Below are 21108 nucleotides of genomic sequence, written 5' to 3' on the forward strand. Positions count from 1 at the left end.
AAAAGGCCGACACAGGCAAACCACACCCAGGTAAAAAACAAAACCTCCAAACGCCCACCTGGCGCGATCAGGCATGCCATCCCCCGCATCTGGCGTTAATGGAAATGCCCTGTCGTGATCGAACAGTTCCGGGGCGTTCTCGTGTAATTTCCTACAGCCCCACGCAGCTTAAATGAACCCCGAACTGCGCTGGTACGTTGCTCTGTGACGCGTTTAGAAGTTCAACAACAGAGCGCGAGTAACGTGTCGACTTATTGATTTGAAAGGAGATATTTTCGCCTACGCCTGCCCGTCCTTCCTTGTGTCAGCAAAAAGAGAACAACATCAATGAACACCGTGGGATCTGATGGCAACCTTGCGCAAGGGTTCAAGCCACGTCATGTAACGATGCTGTCCATCGCGGGCATCATCGGCGCCGGTCTTTTCGTAGGCTCCGGGCACGCCATTGCGGCGGCCGGGCCAGCCACCATAATTTCCTACTTCGTGGCCGGCACCCTGGTGGTACTGGTCATGCGCATGCTCGGCGAAATGGCCGTGGCGCACCCCGATACCGGTTCGTTCTCCACCTACGCCGACCAGGCCATCGGCCGTTGGGCCGGGTACACCATCGGCTGGCTGTATTGGTGGTTCTGGGTGTTGGTGATCCCGATCGAAGCATTGGCGGCGGGGCATGTGCTCAACGCCTGGTTCCCCGATATCCCGAGCTGGATCTTTGCCTTGGCATCGGTGCTGTTGCTGGCAGGCACCAACCTGTTCAGCGTGGCCAAGTACGGCGAGTTCGAGTTCTGGTTTGCAATCCTGAAGGTAACTGCGATTCTGGGCTTTATCGGCCTGGGCTTCGCAGCCCTGATGGGCTGGTTGCCGAACCGAGAGGTCAGCGGCCTGAGCACCCTGATGGCTGAGCATGGCGGCTTTGCGCCCAAGGGTTGGGCGGCGGTGGTGGGGGCGTTCATCACCGTGATGTTCAGCTTTATCGGCACCGAGGCAGTGACCATCGCCGCCTCCGAGTCCAGCGACCCTTCACGCAACATTGCCAAGGCGACCCGCTCGGTGATCTGGCGTATCAGCACCTTCTACATCCTGTCGATCTTCGTGATCATCTCGGTGGTGCCGTGGAATGACCCACAGCTGGCGGTGGTCGGCTCGTACCAGCGCGCACTGGAAATCATGAACATCCCCAACGCCGGCTTCATGGTCGACCTGGTGGTGTTGGTGGCCGTGACCAGCTGCATGAACTCGTCGATCTACATCGCCTCGCGGATGATGTATTCGCTGGCCAAGCGCGGCGACGCCCCGGCCTTCCTCAACAAGACGTCCAAGGTTGGGGTACCGCGTGCGGCAGTGTTCGGCAGCACCCTGATCGGCGCCGCCATCGCCATCCTCAACTACTTCGCACCCAAGGGCGTGTTCGAGTTTTTGCTGGCCAGCTCCGGTGCCATCGCGCTGCTGGTGTACATGGTCATCGCCATTTCACAGCTGCGCATGCGCCGCCGCCTGGAGCGCGAGAACACCGAGCTGAAGTTCCGCATGTGGCTGTTCCCGTACCTGACCTGGGCGGTGATCATCTTCATCGCGGCGGCGTTGGCGGTGATGATGTACACGCCTGAGCACCGGGCGGAGGTGAGTTCTACGTTGGGCCTGGCGATCGTGATTTCCTTCTTGGGGATTGTCACGTCGCGGGGGCATGCGCAGGTGGTGGGGGCGCGGTCGATGGGGTAGTGGGTTTACCTTGCTGTGAAGCGAAGGGCGCCAGTGGATGGGCGCCCTTTTTTGTATCAGCACTGCTGACACATTTTTCCCGGAGAAAGTCTCACCGCTGGTGAGACAAATGATGCCGTTCTATTTTCATGAAATTAGCTGAAAATAAATGAGGTGGTTTCTCATTCTCGTACGACCTCTAGGGAAGGCCGGAATACAGGCCAGTCTGCTGACCCCCTTTACGGAGCGAGAAAATGAGTTCGTCACTGGTACCACAGCGCCATCCTTTGAACCGTGCCATTCAGGGTGCACTGTTGGGTTTGATCGTCAGCAGCAGCGCGCTGCCGGCGCTGGCGCAAGATTCGGCCGATGGCCAAAGTAGCCAGGTTCAGCAGTGGAACATTCCAGCAGGCCCACTGGCACCGGCGCTCGACCGCTTCGCGCGTGAGGCGGGTGTCAGCCTGTCCTACGACGCCGCCAGCGTCGCCAACCACACCACGCCGGGTGTGAGTGGCACGTTCGATACCTCGACCGCACTGACCCTGCTGCTGCAGGGCAGCGACCTGCAGATCGAACCACAAAGCGCCAATGCCTACCTGCTGCTGCCTCAGGCAACGGCCGCCGGCCCGCTCGAACTCGACGCAACCTCCGTGGACGACTACCGCCTCGCGCCGGTCATCATCAATGCCAAGGTCAAGGCAGAAGCCGACGACGACATCAACTCGGTTGTAGCCAAGGAATTGTGGGTTGGCGGTAAAGTCGCCACCAGCATCCTCAACACCCCGGCGTCCGTGTCCGTCGTCACCCGCAAGGAAATGGAACAGCGCAGCGTCAGCACCACCGAAGAAGCGCTGCAGTACACCCCCGGCGTGGTCAGCGACTACTACGGTTCGGACGACCGCAACGACTACTTCCTGATCCGCGGCTTCCAGGCCACCACCTACCGCGACGGTCTCACCTTGAGCTCGATGCGCGGCGTGCGCGAAGAGCCGTTCGCCTATGAACGCATCGAAATTCTGCGCGGCGCCAACTCCACCCTGTTCGGCCCGGCAGACCCAGGCGGCTCGGTGAATTTCGTGAGCAAGAAGCCGCGCTTCGAATCCTTCGGCCAAGGCTACGTGACCTACGGCTCGTACGACCATGCCGAAACCGGCATCGACGTGGGCGACGCCCTGAACGAAGACAAGACCGTGGCCGGCCGCTTCACCGCCAAGATCCAGAACAGCGACCGCGAATACGACCACTCGCAAGACGACAGCCGCTTCGTGATGGGCGGCCTCACCTGGGCGCCAACCGACTTCACCTCGGCCACCATGGTGCTGGACTACCTGAAAACCAACAGCTCGCCCAACAGCGGCGGCTACCCGCTGGACAAGGAATACGACCGCAGCGATTTCTTCGGTGAACCCGGTTACAACTTCCACGACGTCGAGCGCACCAGCCTTAGCGGCAACATTACCCACGACTTCGACAACGGCTTCGTGCTGCGCAGCAACCTGCGTTACAGCGAGTTGACCGACGATTTCGGCTACACCTACCTGAGCGACAACGCCTCCCGGGTTGGCACCACCATCCCGCGTTACATCTTCGGTACCGACACCGATGCCGACCAGTTCAACGGCAACGTGATGCTGCAATACGACGCCCAGTTCGAGAACATCGACAGCAGCACCATGGTGGGCGTGGAGTACCTCGACTCCACCACCACGCAAAGCTCCATCTACAGCCTTGCCAACTCCATCGACATTGCCAACCCGGTGTACACCGGCGTGCCTAGCGGCGTTTCGCCGTATACCCGCAAGAAGAACGATGCCAAGACCAAGGCTGTGTTCATGCAGCAGAACCTTTCGTTTTACGACCGCGTGATCGCTACCGTGGGTATGCGTAACGACTCGATGGACCTGTCTACCAAGGAATACATCGGGACATCGGGTAGCCAGAGCGACAACTTCTCCGAAACCTCCTACCGCGCTGCGCTGACCTACATCGTCAACGACGAAGTTTCTACCTACGTGAGCATGGTGGAGTCCGTTTCGCCGCCGCAGGTTGGCGTTACCCCGCAGACCGGCAAGCAGTACGAAGTGGGCGTGAAGTACTCGCCTATGGGCATGGATGCGCTGTTCTCTGCGGCGGTTTATGACCTGACTCAGGAAAACGTGACCATTGCGGTGGTGTTGCCGAGCGGGATTATCGAGCAGCAAACCGTTGGTGAATCGCGCGTGCGTGGTCTGGACCTTGAGGCCAAGGCGCAAGTCACGCAGAACGTGAGCGTGATTGGTGGGTACTCGTATATGGAGTCCGAAGTGATTCGGGGGTCTTTGTACAACGGCAGTTCGTTGAAGGGTAATGAGTTTGCTACGGCGCCGAAGCATTCGGCTTCGCTGTGGACCTACTATGATCTGCCGGGTACTGACGTGAGCGTTGGGCTGGGGGCGCGGTATGTGGGGGCTTATTACATGGATGCGGCAAATACCTCCAAAAGCGACGGCACTACGTTGTTTGACGCTGCGTTGAACTACAAGATTGCCAAAGGGACGGATTTGGCGGTGAACGTCAGCAACCTGTTTGATGAGCAGCATGTGGTGGGGTCGGGGACGGCGAACTACTACAACCCGGGGCGGGAGATTACGGCTAAGGTGAGTTATAGCTGGTAAGGGATGTGATGATATGGCCGCTACATGATTTGTCTTGTAGCGGCCAGTCAAGCACAGCGGTGACGGCTTCAGCGCCTCATGCCTAGTTCGGCATCATCCAGCAGTGCTTTGCCCAAGGCGCAAAGGTAGTGCGCGGCCCAGATCAGCTTAGGTTTGTCTTCCATCAGTCCGTCGATGGTCAAATCCCGCGCATAGCCCATAAGCTCCGAGGCCTGTTCGCGAGCGAACTGGCATGGGATGCCTGGCTCGATGCAAAACAGCGGTTGGGTTTGGTTGTCGCCTTGGAAGAACTTGGTCTTGCCAGCAGTGGTTTTCGCATTGTCTGTGGTCATTCTTCGATCCCTGAATAATCGGTTGCTTGAGCTGGCCTGATTGCCGCTTTGAACTCTGCGTGTGGGGCGCTTCAGTCGGCAATCCAGCCAACTCGTTAACGGCAAGGCCTAGTGTTGCAACCTTGAATCTGTCGGCATTTGTACTTGGGCCAATGACGACTCAAGCAATTTGCGCAAGGTTTCAAGCTCGTGCACTGCTGTCATGATCAGCAGCGAAACCGGTGATTTGGGCTGCATCAGCACCGCTTGCTGGGCGACAGTTTCTGCACACAGCGCATAGTCCAAGGCCGTGATGAGCGTGTCTTCCAAAGCGTGGAGGTAGTGCGGGGGATCGGGAACGATCTTCAGCATGGTGTGGCTCCTGTCGTGATGGAGCGGCCACCAAACGCGGCTAAACGAATAGGTGGCAGCTGTACGCGGGTTAGCCGACCGGGACGTCAGGCACCCGGCGCACCCGAAGGTGCCCCACGTACAGCCGCCATAAAGGCGCCAATGCCGATTGCTCGGTATTGCACGGCTGTGGTGTCCGACGTATTCGGGCGGCTAACCCGGTCGTTGATTGGCAACGACTGGCCGAGACTAGGTTCCACGGTATGCGTGTGCAATGGAAAACAGGCGTTGGGATTATCTTTGGGAAATGGCCTACGAGAAAGTGGTCAAATCTGACCTTTTCGGCCGCTTACCGTAACAGGTTGTTACTCTGGGCTGATCGGCAGTGCGCGAGTTACGTCGGTCTGACCAAATTCCAGGCACAAAAAAAGACGTCCGAGGATGTCTTTAATCGTAAATTTGGTGGGCCGGGGTAATTTGAATTGAGCATCTAACCACTTGAAATTAAAAGGAATAGCTCGGTTAAATTTTCTTCATGGAATACCATTTGGAATACCGGCCTTTGAAATTTCGGGATATCGACGAGCACCTTGAATTGTAAAGGACCGTTCATTTTGCTTGATCGAGACCAATTACTGATTCTGTACCTGGACCGCTGCCACGACTGTGGAGCCTGGCTTGGGCTGATCTTAAGGCTATGAAGGCGGGTTACTGTGCTGCCCTGGGCCTACCAGGTTGCCGTGAGGGCCCGCGGTGCCCTGAGGATACAGCACCGCTCCGGACGTTACGACGTTGGCGGTCGAAGTGGTAGCGGCCGTGCCCGTAACGCCGGGAGAAGGGCTACCTTGCGAGGGGCGCCTGAAAGGCCTGTAGTAGAGCGCTTCTAAAAAACAATTCGAAATCAAAAGAAGCTAGGCACTCTACTCGTAGTGTATCCTCTGCCATGCAGAAAGATTCGGAGCCCCAGGCTCAAACGTACCAGATAGGCAGCAGATAAAGGGCAGCGAAGGAGCTTTATTCACATGGCTAAGGAAGCGCAAGCGCGCATCAAGATCAATCTGCTTCTAGCTTCGGCAGGTTGGCGTTTCTTTGATAGCTCTGAAGCGAAAGCCAACGTAGCACTTGAGCCCAACGTTAAGCTCCGTCGTGACCAAATAGATGATCTGGGTCAAGACTTTGAATCTACGAAAAATGGTTTCGTAGATTTCTTGCTTCTTGATGAGCAAAGCTTTCCTCTCGTAGTGCTAGAGGCAAAAGCTGAAAGTAAGAATCCGCTTGTTGGAAAAGAGCAGGCGCGAAAGTATGCTAAGTCGCTGAACTGCAGGTTTGTAATTCTTTCGAATGGAAATCTTCATTATTTTTGGGACCTCCAGTATGGGAGCCCTCAAGTAATTACCTCATTCCCGACGCCGGAGTCATTGAGACTTCGTGGGAAATTTGAGCCGGACCAACGCCGTTTAATTACGGAACCCGTAGGGCGGGACTATATTGCTAATACTCAGTTGCCAGGGTTCGAAAAAACTGCTAGCTGGATAAACGCTGCTGAGCGCGAAGGGTTCATCAAAAAAAACAAGCTGCGCTTTTTACGTGAGTATCAGCGTAAAGCTCTAGCAGCTGTTCAAGATGCGGTAGCAGATGGTGCGACCAGATTTCTTCTGGAAATGGCGACGGGAACGGGGAAGACACTTACGTCTTCTGCAATAATTAAACTGTTTCTCCGGACGGGAAATGCTCGGCGTGTTCTGTTTCTAGTTGATCGGCTAGAGTTAGAGGAGCAGGCAGTAAAAGCATTCAAGGAATACTTAAGAAACGACTATTCCGCGGTTGTCTATAAACAGCGTCGGGATGATTGGCGAAAAGCTGAAATTGTGGTGACGACTGTTCAGTCTCTGCTTTTTAATAATAAATATTCGCGTTTGTTTTCTCCAACTGATTTTGATTTGGTTATTTCTGATGAAGCGCATAGGTCCATTGGTGGAAACGCCAGAGCCGTGTTTGAGTATTTCATTGGTTATAAGTTGGGTTTGACTGCCACGCCGCGTGATTATCTAAAGAATTTTAGTGGTGATAACTCTACTGCACGTGATCCTAGAGAGCATGAGCGTAGGGTTATGCTGGATACGTATCGAACTTTCGGATGTGATACTGGGCAACCAACTTTTAGATACTCATTGCTTGATGGGGTAAAAGAAGGCTTTTTGATCAATCCTCTAGTCGTAGATGCTCGGACCGATATCACGACGAAACTCCTGTCCGATAAAGGTTACTCTGTAATGGCGCCGGTAGGTGTCGACGGTGAACAGGAACAGAGCTTTGTATCTAAGGACTTTGAGAAAAAATTCTTTTCAGAGTCAACTAATGAAGTTTTCTGTCAAACGCTTTTGGCGCACGGTCTGCGTGATCCAATATCAGGCGAGTTTGGCAAGACAATCGTTTTTGCAGCAAGCCAGAATCATGCGTCAAAGCTAACGCAGATTCTCAACGTCCTGGCTGATAAAATCTGGCCCCATAAATATAGCTCTGATTTTGCTGTCCAAGTCACGTCTGATGTCACCGATGCCCAGCAATACACTATTAATTTTACCAATAATAATCTTTTGGGGTCTGCTAATTTCGAGGCGTTGTATAAGACTAGCAAGGCTAGGATCTGTGTGACAGTAGGTATGATGACTACGGGTTATGACTGTCCAGATATTTTGAACTTGGCCCTCATGCGTCCGGTTTATTCGCCATCGGATTTTGTTCAGATTAAAGGTCGCGGAACCCGAAAACATAATCACGTAGATTGTCTTGTGGCAGATAGTCATAATGAATATCCTGGAAATGTAGAGAAGACGCAGTTTAAGTTTTTCGACTACTTCGCAAACTGTGAATACTTTGAAGAAAAATTCAATTATGACCAGGTGTTGAAGCTCCCGGCGAGAAGCAGTGACGGGAGCGGGCAATCTGACGAAGCGACTCCGCCTCACGGAATTTACCAGTATACTGGAGATGATGCGGTTTTGCAGGTTGCAGAGCAGCAAGTCGGTTACGCGGGGATGAAAGTTGATCGGATGTTTTTCGAGAAATTCGAGAGCAAAGTTTTAGAAGATCCGATTTTGGTGCAGCAAGTGGAAAATGATCAATGGGACAGTGCGGTTTCTCATGTTATAGATCGCTTGTTTGATAAGCCTGATGAGTACTTTAATCTTGAGAAACTGCGAAGTGCCGCAGGTGTTGATCGTCGATTAAGCTTGAAGGAAATTCTTCAGAAAATATTTGGCCTCATCCCATATTTCAAAAGCAAGGATGAGCTTTTGGAGGATGAGTTTAAAGAGTTTTTGCTTGCAAATCAGGATAAGATTAAGCAGGATCAAGGAAGCGCGGTGCTGGCAATGAAATATTTTTTCAAGGCCTACGCAAGTGATGCAGCTCTCCGGGCCATTGTAGACTCTAAACGTTTCGGGGAACTCTACGTTAACCCGGCATTTGGTATGAATGACCTCGAATCCGTTCCGCCGGAGTGGCGCGGTGAAATACCTGAGTATGTAAAGGATTACGTACCGTTGAATCAATTTATGTGAAGACTTATGGCCGAACATCCCGGCTGAGTGAGAATTAAAACACCATGTTGGACACAGATACTAAAAAACGCATTGATTCTTGCCGCGATATATTGGTAGGGAAGGTGCCTGACCCTAAGAGTCAAGTTGAGCAGATTACAATTGCTCTGATTTATAAGTTCATGGATGATATGGACGCTCAATCAGAGCTGTTTGGGGGTAAGAGAGGTTTTTTTGTAAATGGCTTCCAAAAGTTTGGTTGGAGTAAGCTTCTCGCCCCTGGTTTAGGTGGGCAAGAGACATTAAATTTATACTCTGAAGCTATTAGTAAAATGACGGAAAATACCCATTTGCCGTCGCTGTTTCGAGATATTTTTAAGAACGCATACCTGCCGTACCGGGATCCTGAGACCCTCAAAGCTTTTTTGAAGGAGATTGATGGGTTTTCCTATGATCATTCTGAGCGACTGGGAGATGCGTTCGAATACTTGCTTTCAGTATTGGGAAGCCAGGGAGATGCAGGCCAATTTCGTACTCCGCGGCATATCATTGATTTTGTTGTACAAGCTGTTGACCCAACAAAAAATGAACGGATTCTTGATCCGGCATGCGGTACTGCAGGTTTTTTGATTTCAGCTTACAAGCACATTTTGCGCGAGAATTCACCTGCTATTGAGCGTCTGCGGCCCCAATTGGCTCACGGCGCATCAGTAGCTGAAACATCTATTGAAAGCCCCTCTCATTACAGTGGAAGCCTGCTAACGCCTTCTGAACGGCAGAGAATTCACGAAAGTATTAGGGGGTATGATATATCGCCAGACATGGTCAGAATCTCCTTGGTGAATTTGTATTTGCACGGGTTTCGTTCGCCGCTGGTGGAGGAGTACGATACGCTGACTCAGGAAGATCATTGGTCAGAATATTACGATACTATTTTGGCTAACCCGCCTTTTATGACGCCCAAAGGTGGGATCAAACCTCACAAAAAGTTCTCGCTACAGTCTAAGCGTGCTGAGCTTTTGTTCTTGGATTATATAGTTGGTCACTTGTCTCCGGATGGTAAGGCAGGCGTAATTATTCCTGAGGGGATAGTGTTCGTAAGTCAGTCTGCTTATACTAATATGCGGAAGCGGCTTGTTCGAGATAATGAACTTCTTGCAGTTATTGAACTCCCTCACGGCGTCTTCAAGCCGTATGCGAGTGTTAAGACTCATGTGCTCATTGTTGATAAGCAGCTGGCAAAACAGACCGATAAAGTTCTTTTTATTAATGTTAAGTCTGACGGGTATACCCAAACTGATACTAGGCAGTCTATCGACGCGGACGATTTGCCCGACGCTTTAAGGGTGCTGGAGGATTTCAAGCAAGGCTTGCTACATGTCAGTCGACCGAGCGGAGATTGCCCTTATGTCCTAGTTAGCAAGACGCATATTTTATCGTCTGCTAATTGTCATTTGGTCGGGCGATGGTACATGTTGGAGCGACGTCTTGAGGATCTTCGTGCACGTATGCCCGGAGCTAAGAGTATTGGTGAGATTTGTGAGCTACATAGAGGCCAAAACTCTAATATGAGCTCCGCACCAGGCGAGTTTCCGCTCGTAGTGCCGGCTATCGAACGAAAAACATCATTGAATTATACATTTGACTTCAAAGCTATCTGTATTCCTCTGGTTTCATCGTCAGGGCATGGTAAGGCAGATATAAAAAGGCTTCACTATCAGGAGGGGAAGTTTGCTCTGGCTGATACTATGTGCTGCCTGAAATTGAAGGATACAGAACTAGTTGAGCCAAGGTATGTGTACGAGTATCTGTCTAAATACAAAGACGAACTGCTAGTCCCGATGATGGGTGGGGCAACGAATGTTACTTTAAATGAAAGTGATATTAAAAAAATTCTTATTCCAATTCCACCAATCGACGAGCAGCGTAGGATTGTTAGAGGAATTCTGGCAGAAGAAGCTGCCCAGCGATTGATAAGTGTTCGTAGTGAAGTAGAGTTTGGTATTACACACTCTGATGAAATTGTATCTGCTTTAGATGTTCAAATCTCTAGCTTGCATGACATCAGTGTTGCTAGCCCAAGCTTGGAAATTATATGAGTTTCTATGGCGGTTGCGCTAGCTGAAAGCGTTTCCGATTTATGCCATAGGCTGCTTGTTGCGCTACTTCCCGATCGTGAGAGGGCCTCTCGATCGGGGGGGCTAAAGAAACTCTCTTGAAACCCTGTCCCGCCCTCTTTGTTTTAATACATGACATGTCGACGCTTATTTTGCGATGAGGATGAGCTGTCCTAGGCTTTTATATCAAATGCAGCGTTTCTTTTGGTTGTGCTTGAAAGAGTCTGAAGTTTTTAATATCGAAAGCAATCGTGAGGGCTCATTGTGCCCAAGCCGCTTCCAGATCAGTCTGATGGTGAGGCAATAGTAATATTTGGTGTAATCGGAATGGTTTTTCAGGTGTTGAGTGAGGAACCAATGCACATGCTTAAGCTGCCAGGACCATGGATTGCCACGTTACCAGCGTTGTTGGATAGCTTCTTGAATGAGGAGTGCTTGCCGCAGATGCCGTTCCTGCGTGGACTGTGAGCCATCCAATACACCACTCAAGAACAGCGCCATATCGAAGGGCTTGGTCATGTACGACCTCCAATATAGCTTGAAACTACATCAATACGATTATGCCCAAGCTCGCGGCTGATTTTTAAGCGAGCCTTCTGATCAAGGCTACGATCCATCAAGTAGCTATGTCCACTATGGACCGGTGCAGCGTAGTCCGTGATTTGCTCGTACCGTTCGCAGGCGTAAGCTGAACGTAATTCGTGGAATCCCTTCAGTCCGCACTCACGCAGGATTTTGCGGGCAGGAAGCACGGACTGATGTAAAAATGTGGCGTAGGTCTCTGCTCGGTCCAATAAGTTACGGCTACCGATAGGCGATGCTTTACGAGCTAACAGGAGTGCTGCGTTTACTTGCTCATTCGCGATGATCCAACGCTGTGCTGATGCTCCTGATCGGCCACCTTTGGTGCCATCCTGGATATTGATGCGGCCTAGGCGTTCGGCTTCGCTGCGCAGGCGGGGTAGGTCTGCCAGAATAGCTTCGCGCAGGCGCATACCGGTTGTACGGGCCAACATGACAATCGCGGCCGCCCGCTCGTACTTCTGTTCGACCAACACCTGCGCCACGTGCCGCACTTGTTGAAGGTCTTGCCCATCTGGCGCACGCTTGCGTACGGTAGATCGCTGTTGCCCTATCGCCTCGCTTGGGCTAGCGATTTTCACGTTCTCATCACCGCGCAGCGCAGCAAGGGTGCGGTTGACGCTGCTCAGGCGGTTCTGCGCGGTGGCGATGCACAATGCGCCCTGCTGGATTTGTCGGCGCAGGTAGGCAGCGTAGTCATTTAGCGTCTGTCGATCGATCTGGCGAGCATCGTTGTAGTCAGGGCCTTCCTCCGACCGACACCAGCGAACGAAGGCTTGCCAGCGATCGCCATGCGCTTTGACGGTGGCGAAGTGGCCCCCGGCATACAGATCTTCTAGTGCCTGTCGACCGGCATAGCTCAGTTGGCGGCCATAGCCAAAGTTACGACCGTCACGCCGACCGAGCAGCGCCATCTTCTTCACCGCTTGTAGTTGTTTGTAGAAAGAGCAGCAGGGCTTTCCAGTGGGGGCTGATGCTGTCCAACTGCCCCCAGTGTGTTGGGCGGATGAGGAGGGCATTTTCGCTGTGTTGCAGCAGAGCCCCTTCCTCTCGCAACTGCTCGATGAGCCGAACGAGGTCGATTGACGTAGATGTTGGAGTGGCGACAGCGGCGACACTGGCGACGACCCCCGCCGTATCTGGATTGGCACGTGGCGACAAAGTGGTGACGGTGGTGGCGACACACCGTAGCTCGGTCGGAGAGTGATGTTGCGCCCGATAGCGGCGTACGGCCTCAGTGAGGCGGAACATGGCGCACCTCGAATGTCTTTCCGTCGGTGTTCAGCCACCGATGATCAATCAATACCACCAGCAACGCGGCGGTGTGTGGGGTGCTTTTTCGGGCAAAGCGAGGGCCTTTGCGCGTGAGGTCACGGATGTTGAAAGGAGGCCAATTCTTCTGTACTAACCAGCGCAGCAGGCAATCTGCCTCTGCGCGAAGCTTATTCAGTGGTTCCTGTTCAGTCAGTCGTTGATTCTCGGCCAGGTAGTAATCCATCAGGGTAGAGGCGCGCTGAATGTGCACTTCTTCCAACACAGTCGACTCCTCAACCACCGCCATCACGCCAGCCATGCGTAGAACGTTCGCGGCGGCTTTTCCCGCAGCCGCTTGCACGTTGACCAGCTCGCCGAATTCTCCAGACTCGCATTCAATGGTGTCGTGAATGGCAATCCATGCTTCACGGGCGCGGTTGGTTAGCTCTAGGGTTACAGGGTTGAGGCCGCCGTCTTTATGGCGTGACCAAGGCTTCTGCATCAGCGCGGCAATGCGCTGCTGGTATAGGTGCACCCTTGGATCTCGGGTCAGGTCGATGGCCTTGTATAGCCGCTGTCCAACCAGGCGCTCTGGCCAACTGATCAGGCAGCGCCCCAGGATGCCCTGATCTTTAATATCAGCATCCTGAAGCAAGCGGTCTGCCAGACGGGGTTGAAGCATCAAATGCATGCTGAGGCGGCGATCATAGGCACGCAGACTTTCCCCTGCCATCGCGCGCGACCGATCAATCGGGCTGCCGTCCCACAGGGTCGACAAGTGAGTGATCGCCTTGATCATGTTGTCCTTGCTCATGGTGCTGCTGCCCAAAAACTGTCCGCCTTCATCGCTGAACAGCCCCATGCTCGGCAAACCATGGCACAGGCCTTTGACCAGGCCTTCAATGGTTGGCTCAGCGCTGAGCAGTCTCGGTTGGACAGGTTCAGGTTGGGCGTCCAGCGCTAGCTGTGCTGACTTTCTCGAGGTCGGTGATTTCGCAGTGGTGATCATCGCAGCGCGGTGCGCCTTGAGTTGTTCGCCATAGACCATCCATTGCTGTCTCTCCCAGTCGCGTACGGCCTGCAGCGCAACATGGTCCACCGCGCTTTTGCGATCACCTGAGCAAGCCACGGTCAGCAAGTACAGCGACAACGGATAGATTCGGCCGTCGAGGTGGACATTGGCGTGCGCCTGGCTCGCCAAAGCTGCCGTGGCCAGAACGGATTGCGCGGCCATGGCGCAGGGTACGCCGATCACATCGGCCATGCGTTCCACAGCAGGCCCCAATAGATCGCCCAGCGCCGCGACCGGGTAGGGTAGGGGCGTAATCTGCTGTTCCAACAAAGGGCGTGGCGGCCCTTGAACTTCGCGCAGTTGCATAGCCTTCCTCCATAGATTGCCGACCTCTCCCCCACGTCATCCCGCCAAGAATGCTGAGTGTTATCAGGGATCAAGGCCCCTGCGACCTGTGGGGAATGTCCTCTACGCGGGACTGGCGGCTCCTTACGTCCAGGAGCAAGGGCATCTCATGATCTGGCCTCCTGAGCACCGTTACCGGTGGGCGGGTGGAGGCTGCATTGGCTGACGAGACCGGTGCCGCGAGATCCTGAGTCAGCTGCAAGCAGCAATGCGATGACCGGGGCATGCCTGACTGTCAGTCAGGTGCAGTCCATTCCTTGGTCTGCGGCACCATCATCTACAGCGCTGTTGCTGGTGACATCGGCGTTTGTCACGCCAATTGTCACGAGGGGGATTGCCGCAAAGCCATGTGCGATGAGGGCTGCAGCAGTGGTAGGAGCGCCCGTCTCTTTTCTGGAAAAAGAGACGGGCGAACGGTTGGCGCAAAACGTTGGCCGAGCAGGTTCGTTGCTGCAGGGCTAAAGGGTTAGCGGGCAGCCGCACTAGGCGGATTGTTTAGAGGGCGTCCATCATTCTGGCGAATGACCGTGCGAGCCTCCGGGCGCGAATCGCACTTTGGGATGAACCACCGGGTAAGCGGCATGACCTTGAAGGCTCTGGTCATCTGGGGTGCTGCCTAGGGCAGCGCTTTGAATCTTCGTTCTATCGGTCACCGCGGCACGGGTCAATTGGTGAAGGGCACATGGAAATGCGCCAGATTCTTACTCTGGCGTGCTTTGGAAGTCGGTGGCTGTCAGTGGCGAAGTGGCCGTTTGTCGCTTTTCTAGTGTTAGCCCGTGAGCATGGGGATGCGAAGCCTCCCCATGCTCACGGGCTTAGCCGGAGAAGCCAAAATCGAGGCGAGTTGGCGACTGTCGCCATCCGCTCAGACGGCAAGGATGTAGATTGAACGCGGTCTGTCGCCAATGTCGCCGTTGTCGCCGCCCTATCGGATGGGTACTACGTTCCGATCCCTAGCCACATTCATCGCGCTGGCCGAGAGATTGCCCGTCGACGCCTTCAGAATGTACTCGCTCCACCAAGCCATCATCGGCCGCCGTCGCTCGATGTAGTCGGCTCGGTTGTAGGCACTGCGCACCTCATCCTTGTCGACGTGCGCCAACGCCACTTCTATGAGCTCCGGGTCCCACCCATGTTCATTCAATATGGTGCTGGCCATCGAGCGCATGCCGTGGCTGACCAAGCGGTCCTGGAAGCCCATGCGTTTCAACGCCATGTTGGCGGTCTGGCTATTGGCATGAGTACGAGGGTTTCGGTCTGCCGGGAAGACGTATTCGCGATGACCACTGTGGGACTTCAGTATCTCCAGCAATGACATGGCTTGATCGCTCAACGGGATGCTGTGCGGGCGGCGCTTCTTCATCCGCTCCGGCGGGATGGTCCAGACACGCCTTTCAAAATCGATGTCTGCCCAACGAGTAGTCGCCGCCTCGACGGGGCGAGTCATCGTGTGCAACTGCCATTCGATCAGGCATCGGGTGGTGCGCTTGATACTGGCGTTCGCGATCTCCAGCATGAGCTCGGGGAGCTCTTCAGGTGGAAGCGCAGCCATGTTTTCTTTCTTCGGTTTCTTGAACACCGCACGAATTCCATTGAGCGGATTCGCGTGTATAAGGCCGGCGTTCACCCCATAGGTCATGATCTCGTTGAGTCTTTGGCTCAATCGCTTCACAGTTTCGAGGCTGCCTTTAGCCTCGATTGGGCGGAGGATTTTGATGACCATCGGGGCGCTGATTTCCGAAATCGGCGTTGTCTTCAAATCGGGGAACACGTGCAGCGTGAGCGACCGCCAAATGTCCTCGGCGTAGGCGGGGGTTACCGAGTCTTTCTTCAGCTCGAACCAGGCGGTGGCCACCTTCTCGAAGGCGTGCTCGGTCTCAGCAAGCTTGGCTTGCCTTACCTCATCACGTTGGACCTTGGGATCAATACCCAGGGCAAGCAGCTCGCGCGCCTCGACAGCTTTTTTCCGAGCATTGGCTAGTGAGAGGTCGGGGTAAGGGCCGAGTGCCATGTTGATACGGCTTCTGGTCAACGGTTCGCGGTAATTGAAGTTCCACATCATCGAGCCGCTGGCTCTGACGCGAAGCTGTAGGCCGTCACCATCGCTGAGGACGAAATCTTTACCAGTTGCCTTGACCGCCTTGAGCTGGCGGTCGGAGAGACGGCTTGCTTGAGTAGGCATGAGAGCTACCTCCGGCACCGTTTTGGTATCCTAAAAATAGCACCAGGTAGCCCGGGATACCACCTGGGATACCAAACCGTCTGGAACTCAAAAAACTTCCATGGCCCTCAAAAGAGCTGTAAGTCATTGATTTTAGTGAGTTACAGGCACAAAAAAAGACGTCCGTGGACGTCTTTTTTTGATCATTTGGTGGAGCCGGGGGGATTTGAACCCCCGTCCGCCAGTACTCCGCTGTCGGTACTACATGCTTAGCCGTGTCTACTGAGTTAATCCGCAGCCGCCCGACGGGCAGGGTGCTTTGGACGAGTTGGGTAAGTTTTAGTCGCTTTGCCCCCAACGTGCTACACGACGATCCTGTTCTGTATGACAATCATTTCGGGTTTACAGGCATCCCCTGATGATTGCTGGAGCCGAAGCTACCAGGAGAGCGGGCTCAGCTGCTTACGCAGCGAGAGCGTAACCCTCGTAGTTTTCGTCATTGGCAACTATAGAAAGTTGCAACAGTGGATTTACGAGTTCTGTTACCAACTCGGCATGCACCTAGAGTTTCGCTACCGGCGTCGAATCCTGATCGGCCCCACACTAGCTCTAAGCTAACGCACCTTACGGCACGTGAGGCGGAGTATACGCCATTGCGCGGGCGACGTCGACAGGCGGTCCCGTCGCCCGCATCAGGGCTTAAGCCCCGCCGCTGCCGCCTGCAGAGCCGCTACCTTTCTCGGTTTTTTCCAGGCGCTCCAGCACTTTGCTGGTAATGGCGATGCATTCTTTGGTGTCGCCCGAGGCTTGGGCGGCTTTGGCTTTGTCGACGTGCTCGGTGAGGGCTTTGTCCAGGCCTTCGGAGGTGGCGCCGGCGGTGGCCATGCTGTCGTCGATCTTCTGCAGGTTGGTGGTGCACAGGTCGTCGGCAGCAAACACCGGGGAAGCCAGGAGGGTAGCGGCCGCGAAGAGGGCCGAAAGCGCGGTACCTTTCATGGGTGTCTCCTTGAAGGCCTCTGGAAGGTGGGCCTGTAAGGGTGGACTGTGGCGTTTTGCCAAGGGTTCAATCGGGTTGTGTTGGGGGTATTTGGGGTTGTAGGTGCGAATTCATCCGCGAGACTGGTGACGCGGTGGGTGGCACCGGCTGTGCCGGTGATCGCGGATGAATCCGCTCCTACAAGGGGGTGTGGTTGCAGGGCTAGTTGGGTTTGTTCAGGCCTTTCTCCATATCGTCGATCAGGGCTTTGGCCATTTCGCTGAGAATGCGCGCGGCGCTACCGGCCTTGCGGTCGTTCTCCATTTCGGCTTCGGTGGTGAGGTGCTGGATGCAACCGAGCAACACCGAGAGTTGGCTGAAGGCGTGGTCGAAGGGGATGCCGGGCTGGAGGCGGAACAGGTCGAACGTCTGAGTGCCGGCGGTGGTGGCGGTTTTCAGTTTTTCGATCATGTGGTCACCCTCGCTGCTCTGGGGTGCAGAGGCTGTGTAAGGCATGCTCGATCAACGCTCTGGAGGTTTCGGAAGCGTGGGCGGCATTGCCTAGCATGTTCAGGCCGGGTTCACCGCTGTGGTTGCGGCAATGTTCGTCGATGGTTTCGGCAACGCCGCGCAGCAGTTCGCTGGCGTGGGCGAGGGCGTCCGGTGCGGGGATGTCGCTGTGCACGGAAAGGTAGGGGCTGTTGATCAGTTTGAAGCGGGGTGGGTCGGGGACGATCTTTTTCATGGTGCAGTTCCGATTTTGCTAAATGGGAGCTGCCACTCGTCTTCCTCTCACAGAATAGGGTGGCAACCGAACGCGGGGTGAGAGACCGGCAAAAATCGGTAAAACCCGGCCAGGCCGAAGCCTGCCCGCGTTACGGCTGCCATAGCAGTACTACCGAAATTTGCGGGCTCTCACACCCAAGCCGCCAAAAAATGACGACCCAGGGAAGTTAGCCCTGATGCTCATGAGCAACAACAGCGAAACGGCAGCGTGGGTCGTAGGATAATTCCCAAAGTGCTTGGTTTTGAAGCATTTGGTTGCAGGTTCGGAAATGTCTTACGGCTTCAGCGTGCTCGCAGTCCTCTGTAGGAGCGGATTCATCCGCGAACCGGGCGACGCGGTGGATGGCACCGGCTGCGCCGGTGATCGCGGCTGAAGCCGCTCCTACAGGAGTTGCGCAAGCTTTGGGCTCAGATACTGCGCGGGCGGGTGACGCGGTCTACCAGGTAAACCAGGCCGTGGTAGTCGATGCCACTGTGGCTCGACAGGCCAATTTCGCACGTGCGGCTGGTGGAAATACCTTCGCTGCAGTACTGCACCGCATCCTTCAAGCTGCGCAGCGAGTGGGCATTGAGCTCTGGTGTGGTGAAGCCTTTGTCACCGGCAAACCCGCAACAATGAATGCCCTCGGGGATGACCACCTGCTTGCTGCAGCGCCGCGCCAGGTCGATCAGCGCCTGGCTTTCGCCAAGGTGCTGGGTGCTGCAGGTGACGTGCACGGCCACCGGCTCTTCCTGGGGGGTGAACTCCAGCTTGTCCAGCAGGTGGGTGCGGATAAAGCGCACCGGGTCGTACAGGTCCAGGCGGGTGTCGCCCAGGTCTTGCGCCAGGCGCAGCGTGCAGGGGCTGGTGTCGCAGTAGATCGGGTCCAGGCCGCCGCGGCTGGCGTGCAGCAGGGCGTTAATCAGCTCCTGACGCTTGTGTTCGGCCTGTTCGGGGTAACCCTTGGAGGCGAACGGCTGGCCGCAACACAGGCTGTCGGCGTTGTCGGGGAACACGACTTGGTAACCGGCCTTTTCCAGCAGGCCACGGGTTTTGTCGAGCAGCGAGCTTTGCTCGCGGTCGGCGTAGGCCGGGCCCATCACGCGTGACACGCAGGCGGCCAGGTACACCACACGGGGGCGGGCGTCGTTGCTGGCCGGGCCGAAGGCTACCGTGCGCAGGGGCTGCGGCATGGCCGGGGTCCACTGGGGCAAGCGGCCTTTGCTGGCGTTGCTCAGGCGTGTGCTCAAGCGGCCAAGGCGCGGGGCACCGAGCAGTTTGCGGGCGGTGTTGGCGGCGGTCAGGGTCAGGCGTGCGCCGCCCAATGCGGTTTGGAAGTGGTCGGCCAGCCAGTCTGCGGCCTTGGCATGGTCGGCGGCTTGGTCGCGTAGCTTTTTCACCAATTCGCCGGTGTTGATGCCAACCGGGCAGCGCTGGGCGCACAGGCCTGTGGCGGCGCACGTGTCGATGCCTTGGTACTGGTAGGTTTGCAGCAGTTCGCGGGTGTCGGCACCGGCGCGCTTTTTAGCCTGGATATCCCGCCACATGACAATGCGCTGGCGTGGGCTGAGGGTCAGCCCTTTGGATGGGCACACCGGTTCGCAAAAGCCGCATTCGATGCACTTGTCGACGATTTCGTCAGCAGCAGGCAGCGGCTTGAGGTTTTTCAGGTGGATGTCCGGGTCGTCGCTCAGCACCACGTCGGGGTTGAGAATGCCGTTGGGGTCGAGCAGGCGTTTGAGCTTCCACATCAACTGGTAAGCATCATGCCCCCATTCCAGCTCCACGAAAGGCGCCATGTTGCGCCCGGTGCCGTGCTCGGCCTTGAGCGAGCCGCCAAACTCCACGGCCACCAACTGTGCCACGTCGTCCATGAAGGCCTGGTAGCGGGTGACTTCTTCAGCGCTGTTGAAGCCCTGGGTGAACACGAAGTGCAGGTTGCCTTCCAGCGCGTGGCCAAAAATGATCGCTTCGTCGTAACGGTGCTTGTCGAACAGCAGGATCAGGCGGTTGACGCCTTCGGCCAGTTGCTCCACGGGGAAGGTCACGTCTTCGATGATCACCGTGGTGCCGGTTTGGCGCACAGCGCCAACAGCGGGGAAGGTGTCTTTGCGGATTTTCCACAGCTGGTTGTACACCGCCGGGTCTTCGCTGAAATCTACCTTTTGCTCCAGCGGGAACTCGGCAATGGAGGCCATGACCTGATGCAGTTGTTCGTGCAGCAGGCTCTGGCTGGCCGCGCGGGACTCGATCAGCAGGGCGCAGGCGTTGTCCGACAGGCCCTTTACCCAAAGCGGCATGCCCGGCATGTTCTGCACCGAGCGCAAGCTGCGACGGTCGAGCAGCTCGACGGCAGACACCGGCTGGCGCTTGAGCACAGTTACCGCGCGGCAGCAGCTTTCCACGCTTGGGAACACCAGCAAGGCACTGGCCTTGTGCGGGTGGTCGGGCACGGTGTTGTAGGTGACGGCGCTGATGAAGCCCAACGTACCTTCAGACCCGACCAACAAGTGCTGCAGGATATCCAGCGGTTGGTCGTAGTCCACCAGCGCGTTCAGCGACAGGCCCGTGGTGTTCTTCAGCCGGTACTTGTGGCGAATGCGGTCGGCCAGCTCAAGGTTGGCGCGGGTTTCCCGGCCCAGGCGTGCCAGCGACTCAAGCAAGCCAGCATGGCTGCGTTCGAAGGCTGCCACGCTTGCTGGGTCTTCGCTGTCGAAACGCGTGCCATCGGCCAGCACCAGGCGCAGGCCGGCCAGGGTGTGGTAGGTGTTCTGGGCGGTGCCGCAGCACATGCCGCTGGCATTGTTGGCGACGATGCCGCCGATTTTGCAGGCGTTGATCGAGGCCGGGTCGGGGCCGATCTTGCGGCCGAAGGGGGCCAGCCAGGCGTTGGCCTGGGCGCCGATGACGCCGGGTTGCAGGCGGATTTGTAAACCCTGGCCGCGGATTTCCTTGCCGCCCCAGTTGTCGCCCAGCACGATCAGCACGGAGTCGGTGATGGCCTGGCCAGACAAGCTGGTGCCAGCGGCGCGGAAGGTCACCGGCACGCGGTCGCGCTGGGCCAGCTGGATCAGCCCGACCACTTCGTCTTCGGACTCGACGCGCACCACCAGCTTGGGGATCAGCCGGTAGAAACTGGCATCGGTGCCGAAGGCCAACGTGGACGTCGGGTCGTCAAAGCGGCGTGCTGGAGGGATCAGGCGCTCGACATCACGCAAAAACGCAACGGGCAGGCTCATGCAATCTCCTTGCGGGGCCATGGCGTCTGTCGCGCCACGT

Annotated in this window: 13 protein-coding genes, 1 other RNA gene and 1 pseudogene; 4 read left to right on the forward strand and 11 right to left on the reverse strand. The window is 55.8% G+C overall.

Translation table 11 applies throughout. The annotated features are described in order from the left end of the window. The first annotated feature begins 327 nt into the window (after positions 1-327). Both gabP and PVV54_RS03160 read left to right on the forward strand, forming a co-directional pair. A complete protein-coding gene (gabP, locus tag PVV54_RS03155) occupies positions 328-1719 on the forward strand; it encodes a GABA permease (RefSeq protein ID WP_274908565.1) in 1392 nt (463 codons plus the stop codon). A 233-nt stretch (positions 1720-1952) separates the two neighbouring features. After that, positions 1953-4352, forward strand: coding sequence for a TonB-dependent siderophore receptor (locus PVV54_RS03160; protein WP_274908566.1), 2400 nt, complete (start codon positions 1953-1955; stop codon positions 4350-4352). A gap of 68 nt (positions 4353-4420) precedes the next feature. Here PVV54_RS03160 and PVV54_RS03165 read toward each other — a convergent pair whose 3' ends face one another. Together PVV54_RS03165 and PVV54_RS03170 are read right to left on the reverse strand one after the other, a co-directional pair. Next, entirely contained in the window at positions 4421-4684 is a 264-nt protein-coding gene (locus tag PVV54_RS03165; RefSeq protein ID WP_274908567.1) for a DUF3077 domain-containing protein, read from the reverse strand. A 108-nt stretch (positions 4685-4792) separates the two neighbouring features. Then, positions 4793-5035, reverse strand: a complete 243-nt coding sequence (locus tag PVV54_RS03170; RefSeq protein ID WP_274908568.1) for a hypothetical protein — start codon at positions 5033-5035, stop codon at positions 4793-4795. A gap of 1001 nt (positions 5036-6036) precedes the next feature. Here PVV54_RS03170 and PVV54_RS03175 point away from each other — a divergent pair. Both PVV54_RS03175 and PVV54_RS03180 read left to right on the forward strand, forming a co-directional pair. Then, positions 6037-8577 carry a DEAD/DEAH box helicase family protein gene (locus PVV54_RS03175; protein ID WP_274908569.1) on the forward strand — a complete coding sequence of 847 codons (2541 nt, stop codon included), beginning with the start codon at positions 6037-6039 and terminating at the stop codon, positions 8575-8577. Positions 8578-8621: 44 nt separating this feature from the next. Next, on the forward strand, positions 8622-10655 hold the full coding sequence (locus PVV54_RS03180) for an N-6 DNA methylase (RefSeq protein ID WP_103443753.1): 2034 nt from the start codon (positions 8622-8624) through the stop codon (positions 10653-10655). A gap of 204 nt (positions 10656-10859) precedes the next feature. Here the strand turns inward: PVV54_RS03180 and PVV54_RS03185 are convergent. From PVV54_RS03185 to PVV54_RS03225, 9 genes and pseudogenes are all read right to left on the reverse strand, one after another. Continuing rightward, positions 10860-11192 (reverse strand): annotated as a pseudogene (locus tag PVV54_RS03185) (hypothetical protein). After that, entirely contained in the window at positions 11189-12169 is a 981-nt protein-coding gene (locus tag PVV54_RS03190) for an integrase domain-containing protein (RefSeq protein ID WP_182408761.1), read from the reverse strand. Before PVV54_RS03190 ends, PVV54_RS03185 begins: the two are co-directional and overlap by 4 nt. 320 nt (positions 12170-12489) lie before the next feature. After that, on the reverse strand, positions 12490-13887 hold the full coding sequence (locus PVV54_RS03195; protein WP_103443756.1) for a YfjI family protein: 1398 nt from the start codon (positions 13885-13887) through the stop codon (positions 12490-12492). A 964-nt stretch (positions 13888-14851) separates the two neighbouring features. Then, positions 14852-16108, reverse strand: coding sequence for an integrase domain-containing protein (locus PVV54_RS03200; protein ID WP_274908570.1), 1257 nt, complete (start codon positions 16106-16108; stop codon positions 14852-14854). Between the two features lie 187 nt (positions 16109-16295). Then, positions 16296-16687: a transfer-messenger RNA gene (gene ssrA, locus PVV54_RS03205) on the reverse strand. 99 nt (positions 16688-16786) lie between these two features. Next, a complete protein-coding gene (locus tag PVV54_RS03210) occupies positions 16787-17083 on the reverse strand; it encodes a hypothetical protein (protein ID WP_274908571.1) in 297 nt (98 codons plus the stop codon). A 202-nt stretch (positions 17084-17285) separates the two neighbouring features. Then, positions 17286-17534, reverse strand: coding sequence for a DUF3077 domain-containing protein (locus PVV54_RS03215; protein WP_274908572.1), 249 nt, complete (start codon positions 17532-17534; stop codon positions 17286-17288). A 4-nt stretch (positions 17535-17538) separates the two neighbouring features. Continuing rightward, positions 17539-17808 carry a hypothetical protein gene (locus tag PVV54_RS03220; RefSeq protein WP_274908573.1) on the reverse strand — a complete coding sequence of 90 codons (270 nt, stop codon included), beginning with the start codon at positions 17806-17808 and terminating at the stop codon, positions 17539-17541. 449 nt (positions 17809-18257) lie between these two features. Beyond that, complete coding sequence (locus PVV54_RS03225) at positions 18258-21068, reverse strand: FAD-binding and (Fe-S)-binding domain-containing protein (protein ID WP_274908574.1); 2811 nt, start codon at positions 21066-21068, stop codon at positions 18258-18260. Positions 21069-21108: the final 40 nt, after the last annotated feature.

The sequence above is a fragment of the Pseudomonas sp. PSKL.D1 genome (assembly GCF_028898945.1).
GTDB lineage: Bacteria > Pseudomonadota > Gammaproteobacteria > Pseudomonadales > Pseudomonadaceae > Aquipseudomonas.